Genomic DNA, 23,923 nt, shown 5'->3' with positions numbered 1-23,923 from the left:
CATGAAACTCACCGTGGTCGGCGGAGGCTCGACCTACACCCCCGAACTCATCGACGGCTTCGCCCGTCTGCGGGACACCCTGCCCATCGAGGAACTGGTCCTGGTGGACCCGGCGGCGGACCGGCTGGAGCTGGTGGGCGCTCTGGCCCGCCGCATCTTCGCCCGGCAGGGCCACGACGGCCGGATCGTGACGACCGCCGACCTCGACGCGGGCGTCGAGGGCGCCGACGCCGTGCTGCTGCAGCTCCGCGTCGGCGGCCAGGCCGCCCGACAGCAGGACGAGACGTGGCCCCTGGACTGCGGCTGCGTGGGCCAGGAGACGACGGGCGCGGGCGGCCTCGCCAAAGCGCTGCGCACGGTCCCGGTGGTCCTCGACATCGCGGAACGGGTCCGCCGTACCAACCCCGACGCCTGGATCATCGACTTCACCAACCCGGTCGGGATCGTGACCCGCGCCCTGCTCCAGGCCGGCCACAAGGCGGTCGGCCTGTGCAACGTGGCGATCGGCTTCCAGCGGAAGTTCGCCGGGATGCTCGGGGTGGCGCCCCGGGAGGTCCACCTGGACCACGTGGGCCTGAACCACCTCACCTGGGAGACCGGCGTCCGCCTGGGCGGCCCGGAGGGCGAGGACGTCCTGCCCAAGCTGCTGTCCGAGTACGGCGACCCGATCGCCGCCGACCTGCACCTGCCCCGCCCGCTCCTGGACCGCCTGGGCGTGGTCCCGTCGTACTACCTGCGCTACTACTACGCGCACGACGAGGTCGTACGGGAACTGCGCACCAAGCCGTCCCGGGCGGCCGAAGTGGCAAAGATGGAACGGCGGTTGCTGGAGATGTACGCCGACCCGGCCCTGGACGAGAAGCCGGAGCTCCTCGCCCAGCGGGGCGGCGCCTACTACTCGGAGGCGGCGGTGGATCTCGCGGCCGGGCTCCTCGGCGGGGGAGGCAGCCCCTACCAGGTGGTGAACACGTACAACCGTGGCACGCTGCCGTTCCTCCCGGACGACGCCGTCATCGAGGTGCAGGCGGCGGTCGGCCACAAAGGCGCGACGCCGCTGCCCGTGCCGGCCGTGGACCCGCTCTACGCGGGCCTGACGGCGCAGGTGACGGCGTACGAGGACCTGGCGCTGGACGCCGCGCTGCGCGGTGGCCGCGACCGGGTGTTCCGGGCGCTGCTCGCCCATCCCCTGGTCGGCCAGTACGCGTACGCCGAGACCCTGACCGACCAGCTGATCGCACACAACCGGGAGCATCTCGCGTGGGCCTGACCGCAAGTGTCCTCGCCGTCGACGCGGGCAACAGCAAGACCGACGTCGCGGTCGTGGCGGCCGACGGAACGGTCCTCGCCACGGCCCGCGGCGGCGGGTTCCGGCCGCCCGTGGTGGGCGTGGAGGCGGCGGTGGACAAGGTGGCGGAGGCGGTGACGCGGGCGTTCACCACCGCCGGGGTCGTGGCGGTCGAGCACGTCTCCGCGTGCCTGGCCAACGCCGACTTCCCCGTCGAGGAGGAGCAGTTGGCGGCCGCGCTGCACGCGCGCGGGTGGGGGGCGAGTACAGAGGTCCGCAACGACACGTTCGCCGTGCTGCGGGCGGGCGTCACCGAGCCGCGCGGGGTCGCCGTCGTCTGCGGCGCCGGCATCAACTGCGTCGGCATGCGCCCCGACGGCCGCACCGCCCGCTTCCCCGCGCTGGGCCGCGTCTCCGGCGACTGGGGCGGCGGCTGGGGCCTCGCCGAGGAAGCCCTGTGGCACGCCTCCCGCGCGGAGGACGGCCGCGGGCCCGCCACGGCCCTCGCGCACACCCTCCCGGCCCACTTCGGCCTGCCCTCCGTGTACGCCCTCGTCGAGGCGCTCCACCTGGAGCACCTCGCCCCCGCCCGCCGCCACGAACTGACGCCGGTCCTGTTCGCCACGGCCGCCTCGGGCGACACCGCGGCCCGGGGCCTCGTCGACCGCCTGGCCGACGAGGTGGTGACCATGGCCACGGTGGCGCTGACCCGGCTCGACCTGCTGGAGGAGGAGACACCGGTGCTGCTGGGCGGCGGTGTCCTGGCCGCCCGCCATCCCCAACTGGACGACGGCGTACGTGACCTGCTGGCGGCCCGGGCGCCCAAGGCCGTACCCCAGGTGGTGACCGCGAGTCCGGTACTGGGCGCGGCCCTGCTGGGTCTGGACCGGATGGGGTCTCCCACACAGGTGCAGGCCCGGGTGCGGGCCTACTTCGAGGCCTGAGCCCGGACGGCCGCGAGCAGGGTGCCGACCAGGTCGGCGACGGGCGTGCCGTCGCCGACGTCGAGGCGCACCAGGCCCAGGTCGTCGACCGCCGCCACCATGAGCGCCTGGTAGCGGACGGTCCGCGCCAGGAACGCGTCCATGAGCAGGCGTTCCCTCTCGCTCGCCTCGTCGTGGCCACCGGACGCGTGCACGCGCGCGCGTACGACGGTGTCGTCCGCCGTGAGCCACACGGCAGCCGTGTGCGGGACCTCCAGCCGCGCCACGAGGGCGGGCCAGAGAGCCGACCCTTCGAGGACCAGACCCGCTCGGGAGGCGTTGTCGGCGGCGCGGGTCCGGATCAGCTCCTCCACCCGCGGCCACAGCCTCTCGTAGTGGCCGAGAACCGACGCGATCAGCTCGTCGACCGTGAGGGTGGTGTAGTGGGCGGAGACCTGGGCCGGGACCTCCCTCTCCGGTGTCCGCCAGGGCCGTCCCGGATGCCGTGCCAGGCCGTCCGTCGAGACGTGCTCGAACCCGAGCCGGGCCGCGAGCGCCCGGGCGACCGTGGACTTGCCCACGTGCGACGTCCCGCCGATCAGTACCATCCGCGCACCACCCATGCCGGCGACAGTACGCGGGCGCCCCGCGAGGGAACCGAACCCAATCCACCGGCGTATTCATGGGCAGGGGGTGGTGCGGGAAGAGGCTGCACCGCCGAGGCACACGCTGCGATCAGATCAAGATCCAGCCAAGGCCGGTGCGGATGTCGGTCCCGGCAGCGATACTTGCCGCGACGGATGACCATGGGGGAGGTCAACAGTGACACACCCGCCGAAAAGCAGCGCGGCACCACCACCGGGTTCCGGTGTGCCCACGATGCCGGCGGTTCCGCCGCAGCCGGGCGGGCCGGTGCCGTCGGTGCGGCACGGCGACCCCGCGCGAAACGGCAGTCCGGCCCGGCCCGTTCCTCCCGCCCAGCCCGAGCAGCCCCGCCGTACCGCCTTCGCCGAGGGCGTCGACCAGCTGCGGGCCGCCGCCACCACCGAGCCCGGCCGGCTGCGCATCATCGGCGCCCTCCTCGCCCTGCTCGTCGTCGCGTTCGGCGCCGTCACCGCCTGGCAGACGGCCGAGCGGTCCACCGCCGCCGACGACGTGCTGAACAAGAGCCAGCCGCTCAGCTCGGCGGCGGCCGACATCTACCGCTCGCTCGCCGACGCCAACACCGCCGCCTCCAGCGGCTTCCTGGCCGGCGGCCAGGAGACGGCCGCCTCTCGCGACACGTACGAGAAGGACATCGACGCCGCCGCCGAGGGGCTGGTCCAGGCCGCCGCCAACTCCGACCCCGGCTCACCGGCCGCGGCGACCGTGACCAAGCTGAACCGGCTGCTGCCGGAGTACAAGGGCCTGGTCGAGCGGGCGCGGACGTACAACCGCCAGGGCTTCCCGGTCGGCGGCGCCTATCTGCGGTACGCCAACGAGAAGATGCAGGGGCAGATGCTCCCGGCGGCCCAGAATCTCTACGAAAAGGAAAACGAGCGTCTGAGCGCCGACTACGCCGACGCCACGCCCTACCCCTGGGCGGCGATCGGCCTCGGCGTCCTCGCGCTGTCCGCGCTCGCCTGGGCCCAGCACCGCAGCTACCGGCGCACCAACCGCGTCCTGAACCACGGCCTGGTCGCCGCCACCGCCACCGCCACCGTGGTCCTGCTCTGGCTGGTCGTCGGCCACAGCGTCGCCCGCGCGGCCCTCGACGACTCCTACGACCACGGCGTCCGCTCGCTGAACGTCCTGCACGACGCCCGCATCGCCTCCCTGAAGGCCCGCGGCAGCGAGAACCTGACCCTGGTGGCCCGCGGCGCCGAGACGGTCGAGGTGGGCGGCAAGACCTACGACGCCTACGACCACGACTTCGGCGAGGAGATGAACACCCTCGCCAAGGGCCTCACCGAGGCCGAGAAACTCGCCGACGACAAGACGGGCGAGCAGCCGGTCACCGCGGCCGTCGGCAACATGACCGAGTGGAAGAAACGCCACACCGCGGCCCGCGCCCAGGACGAGAACGGCAACTACCAGGCGGCGCTGGAGCGGGTGATCGGCGCCAAGGGCGCGACCGGCGAGTGCTTCGACAGCGTCGACGCGAACCTCGCCAAGGCGATCGCACACGAGAACGCCGAGTTCGAGCAGGCGGCCGGTGACGGCGTGGACGCGATGACCGGGCTGACGGTGGGCGCGGCCGTCCTCGCGGTCCTGGGCGCGGCCGGCGCGGTGCTCGGCATCGGCCGCAGGCTGTCGGAGTACCGGTGAGAGGGGGCGTGACGATGCGGCGGTGGACCCGAGGGCGACGACTGCGGACCGGCCTGAAGGGCTGGGGCGGGGTGGGCGCGATGGCGGTCGTCTGCGCCCTGGCGGTGGCGTTCGTGATGCTGCTGCCGCTGATCGAGTCGCCCGGCGACGGCAGCACGGGCACGGGCGGCACGGGCCTCGCGTACGGCGCTCAGGCACGCGCGGAAGGGGGCTGCACCACGGACGAGATGGCGAAGGCCCCCGAGAAGCAGACGCTGTCCCCGTCGACCGCGGACGGCAGCACCATCGAGAAGATCAAGAACCGCACGGGCGAGAAGCGCAAGCTGATCGTCGGCGTCGACCAGAACAGCTACCGCTGGGGCTACCGCGACCCCAACAGCGGTCAGGACGCGGCCCTTGAGGGCTTCGACATCGACCTGGTCCACCGCATCGCCCAGGACATACTCGGTGACCCGAACGCCGTCCAGTTCAAGGCGATCCCGACCGACCAGCGCATCCCGGCGATCAAGGACGGCCGGGTCGACATGATCGTCCGTACGATGACGATCAACTGCAAACGCCTGGCCGATGTCGCCTTCTCCGCGCCCTACTTCAAGACCGGCCAGCAGGTGCTGGCCTCCAAGTCCTCCAAGATCACCGGGTACGACGGCTCGCTCGCCAAGCAGCGGATCTGCACGGCGAAGGGCTCCACAGCCAACACCAAGCTGGTCAACGACAAGCAAGCGGGCGACCTCGTCTCCTCCGCCGACCTGCGGACCACGGTTCCCAACCAGCTCGACTGCCTGGTGCGGCTCCAACTCGGCGAGGTGGACGCCGTGGTGACCGACGGCGCGCTCGCCGCGAGCCAGGCCGCCCAGGACCCGACGGTCATGCTGAAGGGCGAGCCCTTCACCACCGAGTACTACGGCGTGGCGATGAAGAAGAGCGCCAACGATCTGGTACGCCGGGTCAACCAGGTTCTCGTGGACTACCGCAAGGACACCGCGAACGGCTGGCAGGCGTCGTACGACAGGTGGCTTTCGGCGACACTGGGGAAGGACTCCTCGACGTCGGAACCGCCCGCACCGCAGTACCTGCGCACGAGCTGACGCACCATCGGCCGCGGTCGTCGACAGCCCACTCCTACGGACCCTTTCAGACGACTGACACGAAACACGACGCAGCGAGAGGTGATCGATGGGCGTCACGGACCCCGCCGGGCCGGTGATGGACCGGGACGAGGTGGACCGTGCGCTGGCGCGGCTCGGCGCGGAGCACGAGGCCATCGAGACCTCGCTCCTCGCCCTGCAGGACCACGCGGGCCGCAGACTCCTCGAAGGCGCCGAGCTCACCGGCGTGACCAAGGAGCGCTGGCAGGCCGCGGAGGCGTCGATCACCCTGCTGTGGGCGTATTTCGACGCCTACAGCGACGCGTTGCGCTCCGCCCGTGACATCCGCGCCCGGCGCCGCTGGTCCAGCCGCGAGGACCTGGTGGAGCTGACCGACCTGCTGCGCGGCGAGTCCGTCACGGTCGCCGGATCCGCCACGGCGACCGCCAACGCGCCGACCCTGCACGGCGGTCCGTCCAAGCTCAGCGAACGCTTCTCGCTGGTCACGCTCGTCGACCGGATGAACGAGCTGTACGCCACCTCGCTGGACATGGTCGTCGCCGCCGACGCCGTCTGGTCGGCGCTGCCCGCCCGTATCGATCTCCTGGCCGCCGAGCTCCAGCGCACCCTCCGGCTCGCGCACTCCGTCGGCGTACGCCCCGGCGAGCATCACGCGGGCGACGACCTGGAGCGCATCACGCGCACACTGACGACGCTGCGCGAGCAGGTCGTGTCCGACCCGCTGGCGTTCTGGGTTCCGACGCCGGGCAGTTCGGCACCCGGCGGCGGCAAGCCCGACACCACGGTGTACGACCGTGAGGCGCGCGCCCTGGAGGACGTGCGCAGGGAGATCGACGCCGTGCTCACCGTCCGGCAGGACGCGGAGGCCCGGCTGGTCAAGCTGCGGGACGTCCTCTCGCGCGCGGACCGCACCCTCGCCGAGGCCCGCATCGCGCGCGGTGAGGTCCTCGCGAAGATCGCCGCGACGGAGGTGCCGGTGGTCAGCGGCCCGCCGACCGCGCTGCAGGAGCAGCTGGCGACGGCCGCCGAGTACCGCCGACACGCCCAGTGGCACCGCCTCTCACCGCTCCTTGAGTCCCTGGAGCAGAAGGCGGAGGACGAACTGCTGCGTGCCCGCGAGTCGTTGACCGCGGTCACCCAGCCCCTGGCGGTCCGCGCGGAGCTGCGCGGACGCCTCGACGCGTACAAGGCGAAGGTCGCCCGGCACGGCCTCGCGGAGGACTCGCTCCTCGTGGAGCGGTACGACGCGGCCCGCCGCATGCTGTGGAGCGCACCCTGCGACCTGCGCGTCGCCGAACAGGCCGTGCTGCGCTACCAGCACGCGGCCGCCGAACTGCTCGCCGCCCCGAGGGTGCCGGAGCCGGGCGGGCCACAGGACCGTAGGGGGCCCGGAGCATGAGCGACAGAAGGGGGGCGGCGTCGTCATGAGTCAGGCACAACAGCCCTGTCAGCGGCCCGGCTGCGAGGGGACGTACGAGGACGTCGGCGGCGGCGAGCTGTACTGCGACACGTGCGGTCTCGCCCCGGTCGTCTCCAGGACCGGCATGGTCGGCTCGCCGCCCACCGGGATCACCGCCGGCGGCCGGGGCTCCAGGGGCTCCTCCGGCAGCGGCAGTTCCCGCTCCAGCAGCCGCAGTTCCCGCACGTCGTCGCAGTCGGCCAAGTCACGGCGCTCGGTGTCGGGCCGGCTGTCGCGCTCGGTGTCCGGCCGGTCCACGGGCCGCTCGGTGTCGGTGCGCAGCTCCGGCTCCGGCACCGGCTCCTCCTCCCGCGGCCGGCTCGGCGCGGGCCTGGTCGAGGTGCCGGGTGTGCCGCGGCCCGACCCGCGCGCGATGGTCCTGGAAAACCCGGAGGTGCCCGAGCGCAAGCGGTTCTGCTCGCGTTCCGACTGCGGGGCGCCGGTGGGGCGCTCGCGCGGCGAGAGTCCCGGGCGCACGGAGGGCTACTGCACGAAGTGCGGGCACCCGTACTCCTTCGTCCCGAAGCTGAAGGCCGCCGACGTCGTGCACGGCCAGTACGAGGTCGCGGGCTGTCTGGCGCACGGCGGGCTCGGCTGGGTCTACCTCGCCGTGGACCGGGCGGTCTCCGACCGCTGGGTCGTCCTCAAGGGCCTGCTCGACACCGGCGACCAGGACGCGATGGAGGCCGCGATCTCCGAGCGGCGCTTCCTCGCGGAGATCGAGCACGCCAACATCGTGCGGATCTACAACTTCGTCGAGCACCTCGACCAGCGGACGGGTTCGCTGGACGGGTACATCGTCATGGAGTACGTCGGCGGCAAGTCCCTCAAGGAGATCGCCAACGCCCGCCGCACGCCCCAGGGCAAGCGGGACCCGCTGCCGGTGGAGCAGGCGTGCGCGTACGGCATCGAGGCGCTGGAGGCCCTCGGGCACCTGCACAGCCGCAACCTGCTGTACTGCGACTTCAAGGTCGACAACGCGATCCAGACCGAGGACCAGCTCAAGCTGATCGACATGGGCGCGGTGCGCAGGATGGACGACGAGGAGTCGGCCATCTACGGCACGGTGGGCTACCAGGCGCCCGAGGTCGCCGAGGTCGGCCCCTCCGTGGCGTCCGACCTCTACACCGTCGCCCGCACCCTCGCCGTCCTCACCTTCGACTTCCAGGGCTACACGAACGTCTTCGTGGACTCCCTGCCGGACCCCGACAACATCGAGGTGTTCCGGCAGTACGAGTCCTTCTACCGGCTGCTGGTCCGCGCCACCGACCCGGATCCGGCCCGCCGGTTCGCCTCCGCGCAGGAGATGGCGGAACAGCTGACGGGTGTCCTGCGCGAGGTCGTCTCGCTGCAGTCGGGGCGGGCCCGGCCGGCCCTGTCGACGCTGTTCGGGCCCGAAGTGCGGGTCACGGACGCCGAGTTGTTCCCGAAGCTGGACGGCGAGGTGTCGCGGTTGGGGGCACGGCCCGTGCCCACCCGGCGGCGGCGTTCCTCCGCCGCCTCCCTGCTGCCCGCCGCCGCCCCGCCCCTTCCCGCCGGCAACGGAGCGGCCCTCGCTCCCGGCCTGGTCAAGCCGGTCGACGCCGCCGCCGGCGCGCTCGCCCTGCCGGTGCCGCACGTCGATCCGTCCGACCCCAACGCCGGGTTCCTCGCCGGTCTGATGACCACCGCGCCGGCCGAGCTGCTGGGGGCGATCGCCGCCGCTCCGGCCCGGTCGGCCGAGACGCGGCTGCGGCAGATCCGGGCCTGGCTGGAGAACGGCGACGCGCCCACCGCGCACCAGGCCCTGCTGGAGCTGGAGAAGGAGCGGCCCGACGACTGGCGGGTCGTGTGGTACCGGAGTGTCGCGGCGCTCGTCGCCGGCGACCACGAGGCCGCCGCGCTCGGCTTCGACGCGATCTACGACGCCTTTCCCGGCGAGATCGCCCCCAAGCTGGCCCTCGGCCTGTGCGCGGAGGTGCTCGGGCAGCTCGACAACGCCGCCGAGTACTACCGCCTGGTGTGGTCGACCGACCCCAGTTATGTGAGCTCCGCCTTCGGCCTGGCCCGCGTCCAGCTCGCCACCGGCGACCGGCAGGGGGCCGTGCGCACGCTGGAGTCGGTTCCGGAGTCGTCCATCCACTACACGGCCGCGCGCGTGGCGGCCGTCCGGGCACGGCTGCGGCAGCGCACCGCGGTCGCTTCCGACGTACTCTTCCTGGACGATCTGACGGCGGCCGCCGCACAGGTCGAGGCCCTGGAGGCGTACGGTCTGGACCCCGCGCGGCGTGAGCAGTTGTCCGCGGAGGTCTTCGGCTGTGCGCTGGACTGGATACTCTCCGGTAGCCAGGGTTCCGCCCCTCCCCCTGCCGCCGGGGGGCGGATGCTGCTCGGCAGCGGCCTGGACGAGCGAGGTCTGCGCTTCGGCCTGGAGCGTTCGTACCGCACGCTGGCCCGGCTGGCGTCGGGCGGCGAGGAGAGGATCGACCTGGTGGAACGAGCCAACCGTTACCGCCCCCGGACATGGGTGTAGTTGATGTCGCAGATGCCCCAGCAGACCGCCCTGTCGAGGTGTCCGAGCTGCGAGGAACCCCTCGAGTCGGGTGACCGCTTCTGCGGTGCGTGCGGATACGACCTGTCCGCCGTACCGGCGCCGCCGGGCGACCACCCGACCATCGCCATGAACGGTGGCTCGGCGCCCCCGCCGGCCGGCGCGCCCGCCGTGCCGCCGGCGCCGCCGCTCGCGGGCTCACCGCAGCCGCCCTTCACCGGTTCCCCGATGTCCCCCGCTTCGGGGGTACGGTTCGACCGGGCGCCGGAGCCCGACGAGTATCCGTTGCAGGCACCGGACCCGCGCGTGACCGCCGACGTGTCCACCCCGCCCGAGGGCGTCAAGGTGTGCGTGGCGTGCCGGGCGGGCCGGGTCGACAGCGACGGATACTGCGAGAACTGCGGGCATGCCCAGCCTCGGGAGCGCGACCACATGGAGCAGGACATCGGCCCGGTGGCCGCCGTGAGTGACCGAGGTCTGCGGCACCACCGCAACGAGGACGCGTTCGGCCTCGGCTGTGCCGCGCTGCCCGACGGCTCGGCCGCGGTCGTGGCGATCGTCTGTGACGGCGTGTCCTCGGCGACCCGCCCCGACGACGCCTCGCTGGCCGCGTCCCGCGTGGCGACCGAGACGCTGCTGGCCGCGCTGCCCCACGGCACGCACCCGCAGCAGGCCATGCACGACGCGATCCTCGCCGCCTCGCAGGCGGTCAACGCGCTGGCCGAGGAACCCGCCACGGCCCGCGAGCACGCCCCGCACCAGAACGCCCCCGCCTGCACCCTCGTCGGCGCGGTCGTGACGTCCGGGCTGCTGGTCGTCGGCTGGGTCGGCGACAGCCGCGCCTACTGGGTGCCGGTGGACCGCAGCGCTCCCCCGGCCCGGCTCACCGAGGACGACTCGTGGGCCGCGCAGATGGTCGCCGCGGGCCTGATGAACGAGGCGGAGGCGTACGCCGACGAGCGTGCTCACGCGATCACCGGCTGGCTCGGCGCGGACGCCTACGAGCTGGAGCCGCACACCGCTTCCTTCAAACCGGACCGGCCCGGTGTGGTGGTGGTGTGCACCGACGGTCTGTGGAACTACGCGGAGGCGGCCGAGGAGATGGCCGAGGTGCTGCCGCTGGACGCCGCCGTGCGGCCCCTGCACAGCGCCCGTGTTCTGGTCGGCCACGCCCTGGACGGCGGGGGCCACGACAACGTAACAGTGGCCGTCGTGCCGTTCCCGGCCCCGCCGCAGGGGGCAGGATCGGCCTGAGGGCCGCACACGGGGAAGTTTCGGGCGGGCCGGTGGGGACCGGTCCGTCCACAGTCGTCGCCCCGCCTCGGCGGGATTCGAGGGGGATGAGAGTAGGCATGGCCAATTTCTCGAAGTCGAACGTGCCGCAGTTCTCGGTGGACGTGTACCAGAACGAGTTCCTGCCGGAAGGCGCCCGCGAGGTCAACGCGATCGTCACGGTGACCGCGAGCGGCGGCGGCACGATCGGAAGCGCCGTCGCGGCGCCCCACCTGTACGCGCACGGCGAGGGCCCGTCCGCGGCCGTGGCGATCATGGTGGACTGTTCGGGCTCGATGGACTACCCGCCGACCAAGATGCGCAACGCCCGGGACGCCACGGCCGCAGCCATCGACACCCTGCGCGACGGCGTGCACTTCGCGGTGATCGGCGGCACGCATGTGGCCAAGGAGGTGTATCCCGGCGCCGGGCGGCTCGCGGTCGCCGACGCCACCACCCGCGACCAGGCCAAACAGGCACTGCGCAAGCTCAGCGCCGGCGGCGGTACGGCCATCGGCACCTGGCTGCGTCTCGCCGACCGGCTGCTGTCCTCCGCGGACGTCGTCATCCGTCACGGGATCCTGCTCACCGACGGCCGCAACGAACACGAGTCGCACGAGGACCTGAATGCCTCCCTGGACGCCTGCGCCGGCCGCTTCACCTGTGACGCGCGCGGAGTGGGCACCGACTGGGAAGTGAAAGAAGTCACAGCGATCGCCTCCGCGCTGCTCGGCACCGCCGACATCGTCGCCGACCCGGCGGGCCTGGCCGCCGACTTCACGCGGATGATGGAGACGGCCATGGGCAAGGAGGTCGCGGACGTCGCCCTGCGTCTGTGGACGCCGGTGGGTACCACGGTGAAGTTCGTCAAGCAGGTCGCTCCCACCGTCGAGCAACTGACCGACCGCCGCACCGAGTCCGGCCCGCGCTCCGGGGACTACCCCACCGGTTCCTGGGGGGACGAGTCCCGTGACTACCACGTCTGTGTCGAGGTCCCGGCCGCGAACGTCGGCCAGGAGATGCTGGCCGCCCGCGTCTCCCTGGTCGTCCCGCAGCCCGACGGCGGCACCCAGCCACTGGTGGGAGCGCAGGGTCTCGTGCGGGCCGTGTGGACCGACGACATGGTCGCGTCCACGTCGATCAACCCTCAGGTCGCCCACTACACCGGCCAGGCCGAACTGGCACAGGTCATTCAACAAGGCCTCGATCTGCGCAAATCGGGAGACTTCGACGGAGCAACGGCCAAACTGGGCAGGGCCGTTCAGCTCGCGAGTGCCTCCGGGAACGCCGATACTGCGAAACTGCTTGCGAAGGTGGTGGACGTCGTCGATGCCGCGACAGGTACTGTGCGACTGAAAGCGAAGGTCGCTGACGCCGACGAGATGACTCTCGAAACCCGGTCGACAAAGACTGTTCGTGTAAAGAAGTGACCTAGTAGGACCCTGGTAGGACACAGAAGGAGAGGGGGACGCGCCGACATGCCGACCTGCCCGAACGGACACCAGTCGGGTTCCGACGACTGGTGCGAGGTCTGCGGTCACCGCATGGCGGGTGCCGTGCCTCCGCCTCCTCCGCCACCGCCCCCGGGCGGGGGCTACGGCTTCCCGCCGCCGCAGGGCCCGGGCACGCAGCCGGGTCCGCCCGGCGGCCGCGCGCCCGAGCCGGAGCTGTGCCCGCAGTGCCGCACGCCCCGTGAGGGCGGTGCGCCGTTCTGCGAGGAGTGCCGGTGGAACTTCCTGACCAACACCGCGACGTCGTACACCCCGGCCGCGCCCCAGGGGCCCGGACCCGGCCCCAACCCGGCGGCGCGCTTCCAGCAGCCTCCGGGCCCGTCGTACGGCGGCGGTGACGCGTACGACTACCAGGGCTCGCGCCCCTCGCAGATGAACCGGCCGGCCGAACCGATCCCGCCGGGCCCGCCGTACGGCAACGGGCAGCCGGGTCCGGGTGGACCGGGTGGCCCCGGTCAGGGTCCCGGCCCGGGGCAGGGTCAGGGTCCCGGCGGCTACGGCGGCCCAGGTGGCCCCGGCGGTCCGGGGGGACAAGGCGGCTACGGCTATCCGCAGCCCGGCGGACCTGGTGGCCCCGGCGGTTCCGGGCCGTTCGGTGCCGACCCGTCGCGGCCGGTTCCGCCGCCGCCCGGGCCGAACCCGCACGGCGCCCCCGGCGCACCTCAGGCTCCCCAGGCGTTCCAGCAGCCCGGTCAGCCGGGCCGGCCCGGTCCCGGCTACCAGCAGGACCCGAACCGGCAGCAGCAGGGCGGCCCGTCCTTCGGCGGCGGTGGCGACGACTGGGTGCTCCCCCCACCGGGCGGCCCCGGTCAGGGCGGACCCGGTCAGGGCGGACCCGGCGGTGGCTACGGCTATCCGCAGCCCGGTGCGACCCAGGCGCCGCCCGCTCCCGGCCCCGGCTACCCGCAGCAGCCGTCGTCCTGGACGGCGACCATCGGCCCGGACCGCGACTACTTCATGGCGATGATGCAGCGCTCGGGGCCCGAGGCCGCGGGTCTCAACCTGCCCGCGTACTCGCCCGAGCAGCAGCGCGCCCTCACCGGCAACCAGATCACCATCGGCCGCCGCCGGCACTCCACCGGCGACACCCCCGACATCGACCTGGCGGTACCGCCGGAGGACCCGGGCGTCTCACACCAGCACGCGGTGCTGGTCCAGCAGCCGGACGGCTCCTGGGCGGTCGTCGACCAGAACTCGACGAACGGCACGACGGTCAACGGCTCGGAGGAGCCGATCCAGCCCTTCGTGCCGGTGCCGTTGCAGGACGGGGACCGGGTGCACGTCGGCGCGTGGACGACGATCACGATCCGGCGCGGATAGGTTTCTTCAGGTCGGCCGGGTTCATCGCGGCCGGGTCTGAGGCGAGCGGGCCGGGTCTGGGGCGAGCGGTCTCTGGTCCTCAGGCCAGGAGGGGCCATGCGTACGGCCCCTCCGGGTCGTCCAGCCACGCCCACTCGCGGTCGCCGCTGACCGTGATGCCGTACCGCTCGCGGCGCGGCTGTCCCTCCCGCTCCCACAGTGCGTACGCCTCCTGCGGGTCGAGGCTGCCGCGGGTCAGGGCGAGCAGGAACCGGAACAGTTCGTGGTCCCTGGCCGGCCGCGGCACCCCGCCCAGCGGGGCCTGCTCCGGCTCGGGTCCGCCGCCGCGCAGCGGCACGAAGTAGGCGGGCGTGTGCAGGAAGCGTCCCTCGGCCTGTCCGGCCTCCGTCACCGTCAGCGCGACCAGGCCGGTGGCGAGCGGGGTCAGGATGCGGGCGCCGGGACGGCACTGGGGCAGCCAGGCGGGCGGGATCGACGGCAGGGTGCAGGTCGCGATGATCCGGTCGAAGGGGGCGCGTTCGGGCACCCCGCGCGCCCCGTCGCCGGTGACGACGACCGGGTGGTAGCCGGCGACGGCCAGGTGCTGCCGGGCCGCCTCGGTGATCTCCGGTTCCAGGTCGACGGTGGTGACGAGGTTGTCGTCGCCGAGGCGATGGGCCAGCAGGGCGGCGTTGTAGCCCGTGCCCGCACCGATCTCCAGGACCCGGTCGCCGTCCGCAACCCGCAGTTCGGCCAGCATCATCGCCATCAGCGAGGGCTGGCTGCTGGAGGAGACCAGTTCGCCGTCGCGCAACCGGGTTGCCAGCGGGGTGTCGGCGTAGACGCCGCGCAGCCAGCGTTCGCGGGTGCGGGGGTCGGGGCTCTCGCCCCAGCGCCGCTCGTAGCCGCCCACCACGCCGACGTAGTAGTACGGCACGAACAGATGCCGCGGCACCGCCTGGAACGCCTCCCGCCACACCGGGTCGGCGTCCCACGCCCCGCTCTCGTCGATCTCACGCACCAGCGCCGCTCGCGCGGAAGCGGCGAGGTCGTCCAGCTTCTTGTCCAGAGCGTGCGCTCCCATAGGTCCACTGTGCACCCTCGGGCCGGGGTGGACCTAAGCCTTGAGTCCTCGGTCCACCCGTCTGAGACCATGGACGACGTGACAGAGATTCGGCGCGGCACGCTTCAGGAGCAGACCTTCTACGAGCAGGTCGGCGGGGAGGAGACCTTCCGCCGCCTCGTCCACCGTTTCTACGAGGGAGTCGCCGAGGACCCGATCCTGCGGCCCATGTACCCCGAGGAGGACCTGGGCCCGGCCGAGGAGCGCCTGGTGCTGTTCCTGATGCAGTACTGGGGCGGCCCCACCACGTACAGCGACAACCGCGGCCATCCGCGGCTGCGGATGCGCCATGCTCCCTTCACCGTCGACCGTGCGGCGCACGACGCCTGGCTGAAGCACATGCGGGACGCCGTGGACGAACTCGGCCTGTCCGAGGAACACGAGCACACGCTGTGGAACTACCTGACGTACGCGGCCGCCTCGATGGTGAACACCGCCGACTGAACAAGAACCGACTGCACAGGGACCGTTGAGGCTCGGATTCCGGTCGTACGACCCCGGATTCCGGTCACGATCCGGTCAAGCCCGCCCCACAAGCGCTTACCCGCGGCCCGTCCCCTCTGACACCATCGCCCGGAGATCCGGTGACGCCATCGCCCGGAGATCCGGACGACGGCGGGGAACGACGGAGCACGGCGGGGGGCCGGGTGACGGGGTGGGGCGGGGCCGCGAGATTCGTCCTCCTGCGTGCCCGGGCGCACCGGCCGCTGCTCGCCGCCGCCCTGCTGACCGTCCTGCTGACCACGGCCGTCCTGGCGACCCTCGCCGCCTACTCGGGCGCGATCGGCGACGCGGCCCTGCGCCATTCCTTACAGGACCCCCGCAACGCCGTCGACACCGCGCTGATCGTCAAGGCCGACGTGCCCGCCGACCGGCGCACGGCCGCCGACACCGCCGTACGGGACGCGGCCCGCGGGACCTTCGACGGGCTGCCGGTGACGGTACGGACCCTCCTGCGGTCGGGACCGTACGCCCTGCCCCGCTCCCTGCGACCGCCCGCCGAACGGGCCGGGGACCCTGACCTGACCTTCTTCGCGGCCCTGGACCGCACGCAGGTGCGGCTCGTCGCCGGACGGCTGCCCGGCCCGCGTGCCGGTGGCGTCGAGGTGGCCCTCCCCCAGGCAGCCGCCCAGCGCCTCGGCCTCGCACCCGGCGCCCGCCTCACCGTCGCCGACCGGCTCGGCGGCCCGGACATACGCGTCACGGTCACCGGCGTCTACCGGCCCGCACGGGCGGACGCGCCGTACTGGAAGCTGGACGACCTCGGCGGACGCGGAATCAAGCGGGTCGACTTCACGACGTACGGTCCACTGCTCGCCGACCCCGGCGTGCTGACCGGCGGGACGGTGAGCGCCGGGCCGTCGGCCTGGCTGGCGTCGGCCGACTTCTCGACGCTGACCACCGGGCGGATCGACGCCCTGCGCGAGGCGGCCCGCGCCGAGAGCGCGGCGATGCGCGAGCAGCCGGTGCTCAGCGGCAGCACCGCCGCGTCCACCGACCTGCCCGACGTCCTCGACCGCGTCGACCGCTCGCTGCTCGTGTCCCGCTCCACGCTCCTGATCGTCGCCCTCCAACTGGTACTGCTCGCGGCCTGCGCCCTGCTCCTGGTGGCCCGGCTGCTGAGCACCGAACGCGCGGGCGAGACCCGGCTGTTGCTGGCCCGCGGCGCCTCCCGCCGCCGGATCGCGGGCCTCACCGCCCTGGAGGCGCTGCTGCTGGCCGTCCCCGCGGTGGTCTGCGCGCCGCTGCTCGCCGGGCCGCTGACCCGGCTGCTGGCCGGACAGGGGCCGCTGGCCCGGATCGGGCTGCACCTGGACGTGCCGGCCGCTGGGCGGGCGGGGGTGTGGCTGGTGGCGGCGGGCGTGGCGCTGGGCTGCGCGCTCGCGGTGACGCTGCCCGCGCTGACCTCGTCCTTCGCCGTCGGCCGGGCGCGTGCGCTGCCCTCCGCGATCCGCGCGGGCGCCGACCTCGGGCTGCTGGCGGTGGCCGCGGTCGCGTACTGGCAGCTGAGCCGCCAGACCACCGGTGCCGTGACCGGCGACGGCACCGTCACGCTCGGCATCGATCCGCTGCTGGTGGCGGCGCCCGCGCTCGCGCTGCTGGCCGGAACGGTCGTGACGCTGCGGCTGCTGCCGCCGGTGGCGCGGCTCGCCGAACGCCGGGCGGCCGGCGGGCGCGGGCTGACCGCGGCGCTGGCGGGCTGGCAGATCGCCCGCCGACCCATGCGCGGGGCGGGCCCGGTGCTGCTGCTGGTCCTCGCCGTCGCGCTGGGCATGCTGGCGATCGGGCAGGGCGCCTCCTGGGACCGCTCGCAGAACGACCAGGCCGACTTCCGCGCCGGGACGTCGGTGCGGATCCTCGCCGCCGGGGACGGCGGCCTCGGCCGCACCGACGAGTACGCGGCGGTACCTCGCGTACGCCAGGCCGCCCCCGCCGTACGCACCGAGCTGTCGCTGTCCGGCGACCGGACCGCGACCGTGCTGGCGCTCGACACCGCGCACGCGGCGGACGCCCTGCTGCTGCGCCCGGACCTCGCGTCCGAGCCGGTACGGCCACTGCTGGCCGGGCTGGGCCCGAAGGGGACGTCGGCGGGCGCGGAGGTACCCGCGGGCACCGACCGGCTGCGGCTGACCGCGACCCTGCGCAGCTCGGCCGGCCCGGGCACGACGGCGGACGTCACCGTCACCCTCCAGGACCGCTACGGCACCCCGTACCAGCTCCCGGCCGGCGAACTTCCCTCCGACGGCCGCCGGCACCCCCTCGACCTGGACGTCCCCTCAGGTCCGCTCACGCTCACCGGCCTGGAACTGGTCATACCGCAGCCGGTCGACCGCGCCGAGCGACACCGCTTCGCACTCGACGAGTTGACCACCGTCGACCCCGAGGGGGCGGTACGGCGGCTGCCGCTGCCCACCGCCTGGAAGGCCGGGTCGGTCAGCGACGCGGAGGCGGCCGGTCCGGACGAACGCACGAAGCCGACCGCGCCGCGCCTGAGCACGCCGTCGGGGCGGCCGACGGTCGACTACGGCACCGGATACGTACCCCGCGAATACACCTGGGTCCTCTCGTCGGTGACCCTGCGGCTCCGGGTCGCACAGCCCCCGCCGCCCGCCGTCACGGCCGTCGCGACCGACCGCTTCCTCGCCTCCGCGGGCGCCCGCACCGGACAGCGCGTGGACCTCGCGTTCGGCGGCGGGACCGTGCCGGTGCGGATCGTGCGCGCCGTGCGGGCGCTGCCGACCACCGAGGAGTCGACCGGCGGGGCGCTGCTGGTCGATCTCCGATCGGTGAACCGGGTGCTGGAGGCGCGGTACGCGCAGAGCGTCACGCCCACCGAGTGGTGGCTGCGGACCGCGCCGGGCGAGGCCGGTGAGGTCGCGGCGGCGCTGCGGGCGCGGCCCGACACGGATCCGGCGCAGGTGGTGGTGCGGGACGAGATCGCCGAGCAATTGCGCGACGACCCCTTCGGCGCGGGCCCCGAGGCCGCGTTCGGCGCGGCGGCCGGGGTGGCGGCGGCGCTGGCCGCGGTCGGGTTCGCGGTGAGTGCGACGGGTTCCCTGCGGGAGCGGGGCGCCGAGTTCGCCGTACTGCGCGCGCTGGGCGCCCCACGCCGCAGGCTGGCCCGCACGGTCGCCGTCGAGCAGGGGGTGCTGGTGGCGCTGGCGCTGCTGGTGGGCGCGGCCCTGGGCACGGTCCTGACCCGGGCCGTGGTCCCGCTGATCGTGCTGACTTCGGAGGCTGCCCGGCCGGTGCCCGAGGTGCTCGTCGAACTGCCGGCCGCCCACGTCGCCGTACTGCTGGCCGCGGTGGCGCTGCCTCCGGCCCTGGTCACGGGGGTGCTGGCGCTACGGCGGGCGGACCCGGTCACGTCGCTGCGGGAACCGGGAGGTGAGTGACGTGCGTTCGGCGACGGCACCATGGGCACGCACCAGACTGCGCACCGCCCTGGGCGCCACCTGGGCACTCGCACTGCCTCCGGCCCACGTCACCGGCGTGCCGGCGCTACGGCGGGCGGACCCGGTCACGTCGCTGCGGGAACCGGGAGGTGAGTGACGTGCGTTCGGCGACGGCACCATGGGCACGCACCAGACTGCGCACCGCCCTGGGCGCCACCTGGGCACTCGCACTGCCTCCGGCCCACGTCACCGGCGTGCCGGCGCTACGGCGGGCGGACCCGGTCACGTCGCTGCGGGAACCGGGAGGTGAGTGACGTGCGTTCGGCGACGGCACCATGGGCACGCACCAGACTGCGCACCGCCCTGGGCGCCACCTGGGCACTCGCACTGCCTCCGGCCCACGTCACCGGCGTGCCGGCGCTACGGCGGGCGGACGCGGTCACGTCGCTGCGGGAACCGGGAGGTGAGTGACGTGGGTTCGGCGACGGCTCCATGGGCTCGCTCCAGACTGCGCACCGCCCCCGGCGCCGCCTGGGCACTCGCGCGGTGGGTGGCGCTGACCGCATTACAGGCCGCCGCGTTCCCCCGGGCCGTCGACCGGTACGGGGACGCCGGTCTGCACCGGGGCGTCGAGCAGGCCGGGCCCGAGCGCAGCGGTGTGCAGATCGCCGCCCCGCCTCCCGACCCGCTGCTGCCGCAGGCGCGGCGGGAGGACGCCCTGCGTCCCGACACCCTGGCCCGGCAGTACGGCCAGGTCCGCGCCCTCGTCCCGGGCCCGCTCACCGTCGATGGCGCCCAGTCGACGTACGGGGTGCGGACGAGGACGGACCTGGTGACGTCGGATGCCTGGCTGCCGAGGCCGACCGGGCTGCCCGCGCAGGTGTCCCTCGTCGCCCAGGCGGGCCTCGGCGAGCACGCGGACCTGCGGACCGGACGCCTCCCGCGCGCGACCGGGCAAGTGACCGCCGCGACGGCCGAGGTGGAGGCCGCGGTCACCGTCGAGACCGCCAGGAACCTGCGTATCAGTGCCGGTTCGGTGATCCACGTACCCGGTGTGGAACGCGATCCCCTCGCCGTCCGCGTCACCGCGATCGTCGCCTCGCGCGACCCGTCCGGCGCCTACTGGTCGGCCCAGCCCCTCCTGCGCACCCCCACTCTCGTCCGCCTGCCCGGCCCCTCCTCGGACGCGGACCGGTACTGGCTCGGCGCCCTCCTGCTCGCCCCCGAGGCGGCCCCGGCGATCCTGGGCACCCCTGGAAGCCCGTGGCGCTACTGGCAGTTGACCCCTTCCGCCGACTCCCTGCACGCGTACGACGTGGACCGGCTGCGCTCCGCGGTCGCCTCCCTGGAATCCGGCCCGGCCCTGCAGAAGGTGCGCACGGCGATCGGCGACCTCGCGGACGAGTACACGTCCGGCGTCACCGACGTGAACACCGACCTCGACGAGGTGCTCGCCTCCTACGCCCGGCTGCGCGAGGGCGTCGACCCGCTCGTCGCCGTCGCCGCGTTCGGCACCGGCACGGTCGCCGCCGTCGTCCTGCTGATGGCGGGCGGCCTCGCCGCCGACCGCCGCCGCACCGAACTCGCCCTCCTGCGCGCCCGCGGCGCCTCCCTGCGGGGCATGACCGGGCGACTGCTCGCCGAGACCACGGTGACCGCCCTGCCCGCCGGCGCCCTCGGCCTCACGGCCGCGCTGCTCGCACTCCCCGCCCCCCGCGCCCGGTCCACCGTCCTGGCAGCGGCGGCGGTCACGACCGTCGCCTGCGCCGCCCTGCCCCTGCGGGCCGCCGCCGCACACCGGGCGGTACGCGTCAACGGCGGCCGCCAGGACGTGACGTCCATGCGTCCGTCCCGGCGCCGTACGGTCGCGGAGCTCACGCTGGTGGTCCTCGCGGCCGGCGCGGTCGAGAGCCTGCGCCGACGCGGCACGTCGGGTTCCGCCGGGGACCAACTGGTCTCCCTGGCGCCTGTGTTGATCGGCGTGATCGCGGCGCTGGTCCTGGTCCGGCTCTACCCGCTCCCGTTGCGGGCGCTGGCCCGCCCGGCCGGCCGGCTGCGGGGCGCGGTGGGCCACCTCTCGCTGGCCCGCGCCGGGCGCACCTCCGTCTCCGCTGCGCTGCCCCTCCTCGCTCTGCTGACCGCCCTGACCACCGCGGCCTTCGGCGGCTCGGTCCTCGCCGGGGTGCGCGAGGCCCGCGACCACGCGGCCCTCCTCGCCGTCGGCGCCGACGCCCGCATCGAAACGACCGGCCCCCTCCCGACCGCCCTGCCCGACCGACTCCGCCGTACCCCGGGCGTGGCCGGGCTGGCGGAGGCGAGCATCACGTACCAGGCGAAGCCGGACGACGGCCGGGTGACGGTACCGGTGGTGGGAGTGGATCCCGGCGACTACGCGGCACTGGCCGGACGGACGGGGATCGGGGCGTTCGGGGAGGAGGAGTTGACCGCCGGGGGCGGGGAGGTGGGGGCAGGGACCGCCGGGGGCGGGGACGCCGGGGCCCATGAAGGCAGGGAGGCCCGGCCCGCCGGTGACGGAGAGGCAGGAGCCGGAACCGCCGGGCGCAGGGAGGTGGGGGTCGACAGGGGCGGGGACGCCGGGGCCCACGAAGGCAGGGAGGCCCGGGCCGCCGGTGACGGAGAGGCAGGATCCGGAACCGTCGGTGACGGGGAGGCGGGCTCGGCTGCCGCAGGCGACGCGGTACCCCTGCCCGCGCTGGCCTCCCCCGCCACGGCCGAGGCGTACGGCACCCGCCCTTTCCCGGTCCGTATGGAGGACGGCAGCACGGTCACCGTCCGGATCGCCCTCGTCCGGGAGGGCACCCCGGCGATCTCCGGCGCCCATTTCCTGGTCGTGGACCGCGCCGGACTCAGCGGCACCGCCGCCCGTCCCACGGCCCTGCTGATGACCGGCGACCACCTGGACGCCGGGGCGCTGCGCCGGACGGCGGGCGAGTCCGCGAGCGTCCGCGTACGGGCCGAGGAACGCGCCCGGTTCGTCGACTCCCCCCTCCAGTCCGGCGCCGAACGCGTCTACACCGCCGCGGTGGCGGCCGGCGCCGGCTACGCGGTCCTGGCCCTCCTCCTCGCCCTCCTGCGCGCCGCCCCCGAACGCACCGCCCTGCTGGCCCGCCTGCGCACCATGGGCCTCACCCGCGCCCAGGGCCGTCGCCTCCTCGTCCTGGAGTCCCTCCCCCAGGCCGTCCTGGCAGCCGTCGGCGGCACCCTCACAGGATGGGCCGCCATCCGCCTCCTCTCCCCGGGCATCGACCTGACGACCATCGCCCTCGCCTCGACACAGTCGGCTCCGGGCAAGGCCGAACTCCGCACGGACGCCCTGTCGTTGACAGTGCCGGCGCTTTCGGTGCTGCTGCTGGCGGTGGGGGTGGCGGTGGGGCAGGCATGGTGGTCGGGGCGGAGAGGATCGGTGCGGGAGTTGAGGGCGGGGGATGCGCGTTGACCACATGTTCCGCGCTGCTCCGGTTGCGGGCAGTTGTGCTGCTAGGAGACCTCGGATGACGACCAACCCCACTCTCACGGACCTGACCCACCGCGCCGCGGAAGACCGCGCCCGCCCCACCTACGGCCACGACGCCCTCATCACCTGCGACCGCCTCGTCCGCGTCTTCACCACGGACGGCATCGAAGTCCAAGCCCTCCAGGGCCTCGACCTCCTGGTCCGGGAAGGCGAACTCATGGCTCTGGTGGGCGCCTCCGGCAGCGGCAAATCCACCCTCATGAACATCCTCGCCGGCCTGGACACCCCCACCGCCGGCGCCGCCCGTGTGGCCGGCCGCGACCTCCTCACGATGACCGCGAAGGACCGCCTCGCCTACCGCCGAGAGGTCGTCGGCTTCGTCTGGCAGCAGACCTCCCGCAACCTCCTCCCCTACCTGACCGCCGCCCAGAACGCCGCCCTGCCGATGCAACTGGCCGGACGCACCCGCACGCCCAGGACCCGCCGCGCCCACACCGACCGCGTCCTGGAACTCCTCGACCTGCTGGAGATCGCGGACTGCCGCGACCGCCGCCCGCATCAGATGTCCGGCGGCCAGCAACAACGCGCCGCCATCGCCGTGGCCCTCGCCAACAACCCGGCGATCCTGCTCGCCGACGAACCCACCGGCGAACTGGACTCCCACACCGCGGAACAGGTCTTCGCCGCCTTCCGCACCGCCAACGAGCAACTCGGCACCACCATCGTGATCGTCACCCACGACCAGGCGGTCGCCGGCGAGGTCCGCCGCACGGTCGCCATCCGGGACGGCCGTACCTCCACGGAGGTCCTGCGCCGCAGCGAGGTGGACGCGGCGACCGGCCACGAGACGGTGGTCGCCCGGGAGTACGCCATGCTCGACCGCGCCGGCCGCCTCCAGCTCCCCGCCGACTACACCCGTGCCCTCGGCATGCGCGACCGCGTGGCCCTGGAACTGGAGGCGGACCACATCGCCGTACGGCCGGACGACAGCGGCCACGACTGATCCGTCGCGCCCGTCGCCGGTGTCCACAGCGCCGCCGCCGCGGAGGCACTGGCCTCGCCCGCGGCCTGGGACTCGACCCGGCGACCGTCGTGGAGAGCCTGCTGCACGGCGCCGCCGGTTCGCGTTCGCCCACTCCCTCATCGACCGCTTCGGCTCCAAGCGCACCCCGCTCGCGCTCACCGTCGCCGGTCTCGTCCTCGGGATCCCCGTCTTCTTCGAGGTCGGCCTGATCATCCTGATGCCGATCGCGTACGGCGTCGCCCGCGCCTCCCGCAAGCCGCTCCTCGTCTACGCCCTCCCGATGGGCGCCGCGATGCTCACGGTGCACGCCTTCCTTCCCCCGCATCCCGGCGCGGTCGCCGTCACCCAGGCCATCGGCACCGACCAGGGCCTGGTCCTGCTCAGCCGACCAGGGCCTGGTCCTGCTCATGGGCATCCCGGTCACCGCGGTCGTGATCCTGCTGGGCTACCTGAACTCCCGCCGGATGACCCGCCGCGAATGCGCGGGCGGCCTCGCCGTCTCGCACCTCAACGACGCGGGCTACTGGATGTTCACCAAGCTGACCGGCCTGCACTTGGCCTCCGGCCAGCGCACCTGGACGGTCCTGCCGACCACCACGGGCGTCATCCCACCACGGGCGTCATCGGCTTCGGCCTGAGCGCCGCCCTGTGGCCACTGGTCCAGCCAGGGTGGTCTCGCCAGGCTGGTGTAGCCAGGGTGGTGTAGCGAG

At 73.9% G+C, this 23,923-nt stretch carries 19 protein-coding genes and 1 pseudogene; 18 read left to right on the top strand and 2 right to left on the bottom strand.

Translation table 11 applies throughout. From position 1 onward, the window contains the following. Position 1: 1 nt before the first annotated feature. Together ACWBNA_RS25965 and ACWBNA_RS25960 are read left to right on the top strand one after the other, a co-directional pair. A complete protein-coding gene (locus ACWBNA_RS25965; protein ID WP_482706917.1) occupies positions 2–1,267 on the top strand; it encodes a 6-phospho-beta-glucosidase in 1,266 nt (421 codons plus the stop codon). Beyond that, positions 1,258–2,229, top strand: a complete 972-nt coding sequence (locus tag ACWBNA_RS25960; RefSeq protein ID WP_482706916.1) for an N-acetylglucosamine kinase — start codon at positions 1,258–1,260, stop codon at positions 2,227–2,229. The genes ACWBNA_RS25965 and ACWBNA_RS25960 overlap by 10 nt, the downstream gene beginning before the upstream one ends. Here ACWBNA_RS25960 and ACWBNA_RS25955 read toward each other — a convergent pair. Continuing rightward, positions 2,214–2,831, bottom strand: a complete 618-nt coding sequence (locus ACWBNA_RS25955; RefSeq protein WP_482706915.1) for an AAA family ATPase — start codon at positions 2,829–2,831, stop codon at positions 2,214–2,216. The two genes, ACWBNA_RS25960 and ACWBNA_RS25955, sit on opposite strands and share 16 nt — an antisense overlap. 256 nt (positions 2,832–3,087) lie before the next feature. Between ACWBNA_RS25955 and ACWBNA_RS25950 the strand changes: the two genes are divergently transcribed. The 7 genes from ACWBNA_RS25950 to ACWBNA_RS25920 all read left to right on the top strand — a co-directional run bounded on the left by ACWBNA_RS25950 (position 3,088) and on the right by ACWBNA_RS25920 (position 13,716). Then, on the top strand, positions 3,088–4,515 hold the full coding sequence (locus ACWBNA_RS25950; protein WP_482706914.1) for a hypothetical protein: 1,428 nt from the start codon (positions 3,088–3,090) through the stop codon (positions 4,513–4,515). 14 nt (positions 4,516–4,529) lie between these two features. Next, positions 4,530–5,603 (top strand): glutamate ABC transporter substrate-binding protein, encoded by a 1,074-nt coding sequence (locus ACWBNA_RS25945; RefSeq protein ID WP_482706936.1) that lies wholly within the window; start codon positions 4,530–4,532, stop codon positions 5,601–5,603. An 88-nt stretch (positions 5,604–5,691) separates the two neighbouring features. Continuing rightward, positions 5,692–7,023 carry a hypothetical protein gene (locus tag ACWBNA_RS25940; protein ID WP_482706913.1) on the top strand — a complete coding sequence of 444 codons (1,332 nt, stop codon included), beginning with the start codon at positions 5,692–5,694 and terminating at the stop codon, positions 7,021–7,023. Between the two features lie 25 nt (positions 7,024–7,048). Further along, positions 7,049–9,595 carry a serine/threonine-protein kinase gene (locus ACWBNA_RS25935; RefSeq protein ID WP_482706912.1) on the top strand — a complete coding sequence of 849 codons (2,547 nt, stop codon included), beginning with the start codon at positions 7,049–7,051 and terminating at the stop codon, positions 9,593–9,595. Then, positions 9,596–10,867, top strand: a complete 1,272-nt coding sequence (locus tag ACWBNA_RS25930) for a PP2C family protein-serine/threonine phosphatase (protein ID WP_482706911.1) — start codon at positions 9,596–9,598, stop codon at positions 10,865–10,867. Between the two features lie 98 nt (positions 10,868–10,965). Continuing rightward, positions 10,966–12,315, top strand: coding sequence for a vWA domain-containing protein (locus ACWBNA_RS25925; protein ID WP_482706910.1), 1,350 nt, complete (start codon positions 10,966–10,968; stop codon positions 12,313–12,315). A 48-nt stretch (positions 12,316–12,363) separates the two neighbouring features. Continuing rightward, positions 12,364–13,716, top strand: coding sequence for an FHA domain-containing protein (locus tag ACWBNA_RS25920; protein ID WP_482706909.1), 1,353 nt, complete (start codon positions 12,364–12,366; stop codon positions 13,714–13,716). 79 nt (positions 13,717–13,795) lie between these two features. Here ACWBNA_RS25920 and ACWBNA_RS25915 read toward each other — a convergent pair whose 3' ends face one another. Next, positions 13,796–14,779: a methyltransferase domain-containing protein gene (locus ACWBNA_RS25915; protein WP_482706908.1), complete on the bottom strand. Its 984-nt coding sequence runs from the start codon at positions 14,777–14,779 to the stop codon at positions 13,796–13,798. Between the two features lie 69 nt (positions 14,780–14,848). Here ACWBNA_RS25915 and ACWBNA_RS25910 point away from each other — a divergent pair, with 69 nt between their 5' ends. From ACWBNA_RS25910 to ACWBNA_RS25870, 9 genes and pseudogenes are all read left to right on the top strand, one after another. Further along, complete coding sequence (locus tag ACWBNA_RS25910) at positions 14,849–15,262, top strand: globin (RefSeq protein ID WP_482706907.1); 414 nt, start codon at positions 14,849–14,851, stop codon at positions 15,260–15,262. 203 nt (positions 15,263–15,465) lie between these two features. After that, complete coding sequence (locus tag ACWBNA_RS25905) at positions 15,466–18,714, top strand: FtsX-like permease family protein (RefSeq protein ID WP_482706935.1); 3,249 nt, start codon at positions 15,466–15,468, stop codon at positions 18,712–18,714. Beyond that, positions 18,707–18,871 carry a hypothetical protein gene (locus ACWBNA_RS25900; protein ID WP_482706906.1) on the top strand — a complete coding sequence of 55 codons (165 nt, stop codon included), beginning with the start codon at positions 18,707–18,709 and terminating at the stop codon, positions 18,869–18,871. The genes ACWBNA_RS25905 and ACWBNA_RS25900 overlap by 8 nt, the downstream gene beginning before the upstream one ends. Then, entirely contained in the window at positions 18,864–19,028 is a 165-nt protein-coding gene (locus tag ACWBNA_RS25895) for a hypothetical protein (RefSeq protein ID WP_482706906.1), read from the top strand. The genes ACWBNA_RS25900 and ACWBNA_RS25895 overlap by 8 nt, the downstream gene beginning before the upstream one ends. Continuing rightward, positions 19,021–19,185 carry a hypothetical protein gene (locus ACWBNA_RS25890; protein WP_482706905.1) on the top strand — a complete coding sequence of 55 codons (165 nt, stop codon included), beginning with the start codon at positions 19,021–19,023 and terminating at the stop codon, positions 19,183–19,185. Before ACWBNA_RS25895 ends, ACWBNA_RS25890 begins: the two co-directional genes overlap by 8 nt. A 1-nt stretch (position 19,186) precedes the next feature. After that, a complete protein-coding gene (locus ACWBNA_RS25885) occupies positions 19,187–22,171 on the top strand; it encodes an FtsX-like permease family protein (protein ID WP_482706934.1) in 2,985 nt (994 codons plus the stop codon). 55 nt (positions 22,172–22,226) lie between these two features. Beyond that, positions 22,227–23,192, top strand: coding sequence for an ABC transporter ATP-binding protein (locus ACWBNA_RS25880; protein ID WP_482706904.1), 966 nt, complete (start codon positions 22,227–22,229; stop codon positions 23,190–23,192). Further along, positions 23,107–23,535 (top strand): annotated as a pseudogene (locus ACWBNA_RS25875) (GntT/GntP/DsdX family permease); the annotation flags it as partial. The gene ACWBNA_RS25880 and the pseudogene ACWBNA_RS25875, both read left to right, overlap by 86 nt. 85 nt (positions 23,536–23,620) lie before the next feature. Next, complete coding sequence (locus tag ACWBNA_RS25870; protein ID WP_482706903.1) at positions 23,621–23,851, top strand: GntT/GntP/DsdX family permease; 231 nt, start codon at positions 23,621–23,623, stop codon at positions 23,849–23,851. Positions 23,852–23,923: the final 72 nt, after the last annotated feature.

The organism is Streptomyces sp. Q2, from assembly GCF_056820935.1.
Note: the sequence above shows the minus strand (reverse complement) of the source record. Positions and strands in the feature narration are given on the sequence as shown.